Source organism: Prosthecobacter sp. (genome assembly GCF_044373815.1).
Taxonomy (GTDB): Bacteria; Verrucomicrobiota; Verrucomicrobiia; order Verrucomicrobiales; family Verrucomicrobiaceae; genus Prosthecobacter.
In genome coordinates, this window is sequence record NZ_JBIPNG010000411.1 from 1 (window position 1) to 6,066 (window position 6,066).

General features: G+C 61.1%; 6 protein-coding genes. 1 reads left to right on the forward strand and 5 read right to left on the reverse strand.

The window, feature by feature from the left end:
• Positions 1-54: 54 nt before the first annotated feature.
• The 5 genes from ACIREA_RS24605 to ACIREA_RS24625 all read right to left on the reverse strand — a co-directional run bounded on the left by ACIREA_RS24605 (position 55) and on the right by ACIREA_RS24625 (position 3,557).
• Positions 55-522, reverse strand: coding sequence for an RNA recognition motif domain-containing protein (locus ACIREA_RS24605; protein WP_397384983.1), 468 nt, complete (start codon positions 520-522; stop codon positions 55-57).
• Positions 523-747: 225 nt separating this feature from the next.
• Positions 748-1,587 (reverse strand): Spy/CpxP family protein refolding chaperone, encoded by an 840-nt coding sequence (locus tag ACIREA_RS24610; RefSeq protein WP_397384984.1) that lies wholly within the window; start codon positions 1,585-1,587, stop codon positions 748-750.
• A complete protein-coding gene (locus tag ACIREA_RS24615) occupies positions 1,584-1,931 on the reverse strand; it encodes a hypothetical protein (RefSeq protein WP_397384985.1) in 348 nt (115 codons plus the stop codon). Before ACIREA_RS24615 ends, ACIREA_RS24610 begins: the two co-directional genes overlap by 4 nt.
• Complete coding sequence (locus tag ACIREA_RS24620) at positions 1,915-2,445, reverse strand: RNA polymerase sigma factor (protein WP_397384986.1); 531 nt, start codon at positions 2,443-2,445, stop codon at positions 1,915-1,917. Before ACIREA_RS24620 ends, ACIREA_RS24615 begins: the two co-directional genes overlap by 17 nt.
• A 65-nt stretch (positions 2,446-2,510) precedes the next feature.
• Entirely contained in the window at positions 2,511-3,557 is a 1,047-nt protein-coding gene (locus tag ACIREA_RS24625) for a hypothetical protein (protein WP_397384987.1), read from the reverse strand.
• A 167-nt stretch (positions 3,558-3,724) separates the two neighbouring features.
• On the opposite strand from ACIREA_RS24625, the gene ACIREA_RS24630 reads away from it, so the two are divergent.
• Positions 3,725-6,066 (forward strand): protein kinase (locus ACIREA_RS24630; protein ID WP_397384988.1); only part of this gene is annotated, 2,342 nt, incomplete at its 3' end.

Below are 6,066 nucleotides of genomic sequence, written 5' to 3' on the forward strand. Positions count from 1 at the left end.
GCGCATAACGCTCTCACCGGATCACGGGCGTAAAGTCAAAAACAGGGTCAGGTGTTACCAGCCGCCGCCGTCGCCGCCGTCGCTGCGATTGCCACGGTCGAAACCGCCGCCACCGCGCTTGCCGCCGCCACCGCCGCCGCCACCACCGTAGCCGCCACGGCCACCGCCGCCGCCGCCACCACCGTAGCCGCCACGGCCACCGCCGCCGCCGCCACCGCCGCCACCACCGTAGCCGCCGCGTCCGCCACCACCGCCGCCGCCAGCCGGACGTTCTTCACGTGGGCGGGCTTCATTGATGGCAAGCTTGCGGCCCATGAATTCCTGGCCGTTTTGCGCGTTGATTGAGTTGTTCATGGCATCTGCCGAGTCCATGGTCACGAAGGCAAAGCCACGTGGACGGCCGCTTTCGCGATCCATCGGGAGGAACACTTCGGTGACACCACCGTATTGTGAAAACAGCTCACGAATGTCTTGTTCTTGAGCGGCGAAGGGCAGATTGCCCACGTACATCTTGGTATTCATATCTTTATCGTTGTTGGGTGCCGTCCTCTGCCTCGTGTCAGAACCAGCCCCGATCATCGGTATATGAACACCAACGGATTCGAAATCACCTGATGAACGACTGAGCCTGACCCTTAACAGGTGACTTACGGCGTTTTATCGCCGGAAAATGGCCAAAGGCAAACGAAAGTTTTCTGCGGTTTCCCCCCGACGTCACCATCAGGCGGAGCGCTGCTTTCCGCCGGGTTACTTCTTCAGCTTGCCCTCCACATAGGTCAGAATGCGCCCCACCTTGTCGGCGTCCTGGGCTTCCTTCGCAGTTTCAAAGGCCGTCTTGGCCTGCACCAGCTCGCGCAGCAATGGCAGGGAAATGATTTCCTGACCTGCCACCTGCACGCTTTCAAAGCGCTCCCGCAAAGTTTCGACATCGGTGCTGCCCGGCTCGAATTTGGCAAAATCCACCTTCTCCACCTCGGCTTCCAGCTCCTTGAAGTGCGAATCTTCCATCAGCTCATCCAGCTCCTTGTTGGCTTCGGCAAACTGACTGTTTTTGATCAGCTTTTCGATTTCTTCACCGCGATATTTCATCGCCTCGGTAGGCGGCACGCCGATGGCCTCCACGGCAGCCCTGAGCTTGCCGGCTTTCTCCTTCACTTTCGCCTCCAGTCCGCCATTTGCAGCCAGCTTAGGCGGCCCGAGTTTTTTCACCTGGGCCAGCTGCTCCGGTGTCAGGACATCGCGCACTCCAATCAGCGCCCGCAGCTGCAATTGTTTGATCGCGGCCTCCGCATCCAGAAGCTTGGACAGCTGCGCCGCCGCCACGTCAGCACTGGTGCTTGGATCCTGCAGCAGATGATTGAGCGCTTTCTTCTGCTCCTGCACCGCCTGCTCCAGCGGCTCAGCCTGGGCACGCGCGTCGCTGAGCTGGGAGTTGAGTTTGGCCTGCTGCTCTTCCGTCAGGGCCAGCTGCTCACGCACCGAGGCGATCAGGTCCGGATGCAGCAGTCCGCTTTTCAGCCAGTCTTCGACTTGAGCAGCAGGCAGGCTGGAGACGGTGAGCAAAAGGCAGCAAAGGAGCTTTTTCATGGGTTGTAGGGGTTGAGATGATCGGGCAAAAGAAAATCGGAAGGCGCTTCAAAGCTCATGAGTGACGGCTCCATGCTGGCAAACAGCTCGCCTGGCTGAGACTCAAACAACGGCGGCAACGCCTCGCTCAGTCGCGGCTCATGCATTGGCGCGTGGGTGAAGAAGACCGCCACCACGATCACACTGGCTGCCACCAGCGCCGCCGGTATCCACCGCATCGGGGTGGCAGGCCTCTGCATAGGCCGTTCAAGCAGCTCCGGTCGCCAGGCAGGTGCGTCCTCCCGGTCATGCCGGCGTGCGTGCGAAAAAATCTCGAGCAGGTCGTCGTCAGACTGCGGTTTCATGCAGGTGTTCGGGTTGCAGCAGCGTGCGCAGGCGCGCTTTGCCGCGTTCGTAATGCTGGCGTACGGAACCGATGCTCACTCGCATCACCTCCGCCGCTTCGTTGAGCGTGAGATCCTGGTAAAACACCAGATGCAGCACCTCCGCCTGCCGTGCCGGCAGTTGCGCCAGGCAGCGCCGCAGTTCGGCCGTGCGCTCGTCCAGCTCCATCTTTCGTGCAGGCGACGGTTGCGGATCGTGGGCATCGCCCGTGAGCTGCAGCAGCAGTTTTCCCAGCAGGGATTCCCGGTAGCGCAGCCGCCGGAACTCCTCGTGCGCCGTGAAGCGGATCACTCCAAACCACCACGTCTTGAAGCTGGAGCGCCCGTCGTGCTGCGCGCGTTGCTGGGCCAGTTTGAGATACGCGTTTTGCAGCACATCCTCCGCCCGCCCATGCTCGCCGGCACAGCAGTGCAGCGCCCAGCCAAAGGCGTCGGGATGCAGGGCTTCGAGCTGGTCGGCAATAGCGCGTTCCATTCATTTCCCGCTGAGTGACGCGGGAACGCCGCCTTGTATGACACCCGCGCGGAAAATTCCACGCGTCATTTCAGCAGCACCCCAAGACCCAGCACAAGCGTCAGGATCAGCATGCCACCCGCGGCATACCACAGTTGCACGATCTGCTCGGGCGTCATCAGCCCCCGCTGAGGCAGCAGCGCCACGGCAAAAATCAGCCCCACCTGCAGCCAGCTCGCGAGAATGAACACCTTGGGAGTGTAGGGCTTGGGACGCGAATGAGCCGCCTCCTCCATCGTCATGATCGGCACCCCTTCATCCGCAGAGAGAACCGACGGCGGCGGCAGAACCAGCGGAGGCCCCGTGGTCGCCGGAGCCTGCTCCGCCTTTTTCACCAGATGGATCCCGCCTTCCTCACTGCCGCTCGGACTGCCCTGCCGTGCGATGATCTTCGGAGCATATTCGGCGTTCTTCGCCAAAATGGAAGGTGCATGCGGCTCTGCAGCCACAGGCGCCATCGGCTTCGCCACGGGATGCGTCATTGCCGCTGCATCGCCAGAGCGAAAGAGCAGCACCCTGCCGCCAATGCTCAAACTCACAGGCAGCTCCAGCTCAGCCTCGTTTTCACCCGCACGCCCGACCCAGCCCACCACAGCAGACTCATCCAGCACCTGCACCAGCACCTTGTTCCCTGCCCCCCATAGGGCCAGCAGCACATCCGGGCATCCCGCATCTGGAATGACCACCGCACAGGCATCACTCGCACCCAGCAGCAGCGGCTTGTCCGTTGGCAGCACCAGCCGGGTTTCCCCCGCGCTCAACCCTTGCAAAACCAGCTCGCGCCCAGCCTTGCCCTGATCCGCTCTGAAAGGACGTTGCAGTTCCAGTTCCATCCCCGCCAGAGCGACCTTCCACGGCAGCGGCTGCGCATAAGGCACGCTGCCATTAGCCGGATGCACCACGAGCAATTGACACCCGTTCACAAACTGCGCCGTCAGCTCCACCTCCTGCGCTGCCTCCCCCGTCAGTCGAATGCTGCAAGCCTCGCCTCGCCCGACACTGATCGTCTCCCCGTCCTGCACCATCAGAAAGCGTCGGCGGCCGTTCAGTTCGTAAGCAACAGGGATCTTCATGCACGGGTTGTTTACGCTGCAACTACGCTCAAGTCGAACAAACCCTCATCCCTTGCTCAGGCTATGAATTCAGCACGGCCCTTTCGCCGCCACGTCAAAATGACGATTGCGATGTCGGAACGGTCCTTGCTAATATCATCCGACGATACGGCCCACGACTTTTCCCTATGAGCACTTCATCTTCCAGCTCCAAGCCCTCAAAAGGCTGGCAGCCGCCAACTCTGGAAGAAATGCAGGCCATGCTTCCGCAGTATCAATTTGTCTCACTGCTCGGACGCGGCGGCATGGGTGCCGTTTACAAGGCCGTCCAAGTTTCGCTGGACCGCCCTGTCGCCATCAAGGTGCTGCCCCTCGATTTGGTGGACGACGATGACGATGCGCAATTCGCCGCGCGCTTCAAAAATGAAGCACGCACGATGGCTAAAATGAGCCATCCCAGCATTGTCAGCGTGTTCGACTTCGGCGAAACGCAGACCGGCCTGCTCTACATCGTCATGGAGTTCGTTGACGGCACGGATGTGTCCAGGATGATCGTTTCCCAAGGCAAACTGCCCGAGGATTACGCCCTCTCCATCACCGCCCATGTCTGCGACGCGCTCAACTACGCTCACCGCAACGGCATCATCCACCGCGACATCAAACCCGCCAACATCCTCATCAATCAAGAGGGCACGGTGAAGGTCGCGGACTTCGGTCTCGCCAAGGCCAGCGATGCCGGCCAGAGCGGCCTGACGAAAACGAACATGGCCATGGGCACGCCCGATTTCGTCGCCCCTGAAGCCCTCATCCCCGGCATCCCGCTCGATGGTCGCGCGGATCTGTATGCCATCGGTGTGATGCTCTACCAGATGCTCACCGGCGAAGTCCCTCGCGGCCTCTGGACTCTTCCAGCCACAAAGCACGGCACCGATCCTCGCTTCGACGCGATTATCTCCAAGGCGATGCAGACGGATCGCGAGACACGCTATCAAACCGCCGCCGAGATCCGTCAGGAGCTTGATGTCATCCTCACCACACCGCGCGCCTTGCTCATCCAGCAGCAGCAGGCCGCTGCCGAGGCTGCCGCGCAGGCCATCCGGGCGCAACGACAGGCGGAAATTCAGACAGCCAGCTCTCCGCAGAAGCCCATGGCAGGCGCACCTCCGAGAAGGATGCCGGAGCAGGCGGTTCGCCCGCCCCAGGCACCCGTCAAAAAATCCAGCCATGGAGTTCTCACGGGTGTTGCAGCCGTCCTGGCCCTCGGCGCTGGCATCTATTTCCTCATTCCGGGCACGAAACCGCCACCCGTCCCTGCGGCAAGTGCCTTGGAGTCAATCGCCCCCGCTCAAAAGCCTCAGGTCAGCCCTCCGCCACTTCCCGAGCAGCCAGCTGCAGAATCAGCCTCCCCGGGGAATTTTTCGGGTGTGACGTTTCCGCAGGATCTGCGTCTGCCCACCAGCAGGCAGTGGCAGTTTCAGGGCGGCAGGATCGTATGCCCTGGCGATTCGCGTGATGATCCATTCCCTCTATTTTCGGTGCCCGTGGCTGTGCGGGACAACTATGAGTGCGAAATAAGATTCACCATTGCACCTGAGTCACAAGGATACCTGGAACTCCTGTTCCCCGCACCCGGAGGATGGTTTCCGGTCACGATAAACAATCATGTGGTCGTTGTTTTTCCCAAAGGGGCGCGACGAGGCACTTCCCGATCTCCGTCCCCCGGCTCATCGCATGCCGTCAAAGTGGCCGTGGCCTCAGGCTCCAAGGTCGTCATCTCACTCGATGGCAGGCCCATCATCGACATGCAGGATGAAGGCGTCTCAAGCGTTATAAACTGGACCGGCATGAAGCCCGGGCATGTGAATATCGGGGGCGAAACCAAGGGCGGCCCACCTCTCGTCCTCCATTCGATCCGTGTCGAACCCGGCCCCAAGAGCGTGGGCACCCTCGCCAGCGCTCCGCCTCCTCTGCCGGTTAACTCTTCCACGCCCTCGCCAGCACCCGCGCAACGCCCCTCCTCTCCCGCAGTGGCAGAAAAGGGCTGGACTGATCTCATCTCCAAAATCGACCCCGCCAAACATTCCCTCAGTGGTCAATGGCGGATCTCGGCGGGTGAATTGCACAGCCAGGGTGATGGCAACTCAGACCGGACCCTTGAAATCCCAGCAGCCAAAGTTCCTGCAAATTACGACCTCCGTATCCGCCTCACACGCGCCACGCCGGGCGATGCGATGTTTTTTGCCCTCGTCCACGACAACTCCGGCGGTGCTGTAACTCTGGACTCCTGGACCGGCAACAAGTCGAATCCCAAAGAAGTGAGCGCTACGATTTCCAAGAACGGCCCCTCCATTTTGGTAAAGAACGAGAATCATTACTTCCTGCCGGGGCAGAAACGAGAGATCCTTTTCCAAGCCCGCGAGAACGGATTGAAAGTCCTGCTGGATGGCGCAGAGCTGCTCCGCTGGGATGGCCCTTGGTCGGCACTCACTCAGACAAACCGTAGCTTTCTCCAGCAGGGCAGCCGCAGCAG

Bases quoted from the DNA above. Each gene is read 5' to 3' on its own strand.
- ACIREA_RS24620 (WP_397384986.1), bottom strand. From the start codon at position 2,445: ATGGAACGCGCTATTGCCGACCAGCTCGAAGCCCTGCATCCCGACGCC.
- ACIREA_RS24625 (WP_397384987.1), bottom strand. From the start codon at position 3,557: ATGAAGATCCCTGTTGCTTACGAACTGAACGGCCGCCGACGCTTTCTG.
- ACIREA_RS24605 (WP_397384983.1), bottom strand. From the start codon at position 522: ATGAATACCAAGATGTACGTGGGCAATCTGCCCTTCGCCGCTCAAGAA.
- ACIREA_RS24615 (WP_397384985.1), bottom strand. From the start codon at position 1,931: ATGAAACCGCAGTCTGACGACGACCTGCTCGAGATTTTTTCGCACGCA.
- ACIREA_RS24610 (WP_397384984.1), bottom strand. From the start codon at position 1,587: ATGAAAAAGCTCCTTTGCTGCCTTTTGCTCACCGTCTCCAGCCTGCCT.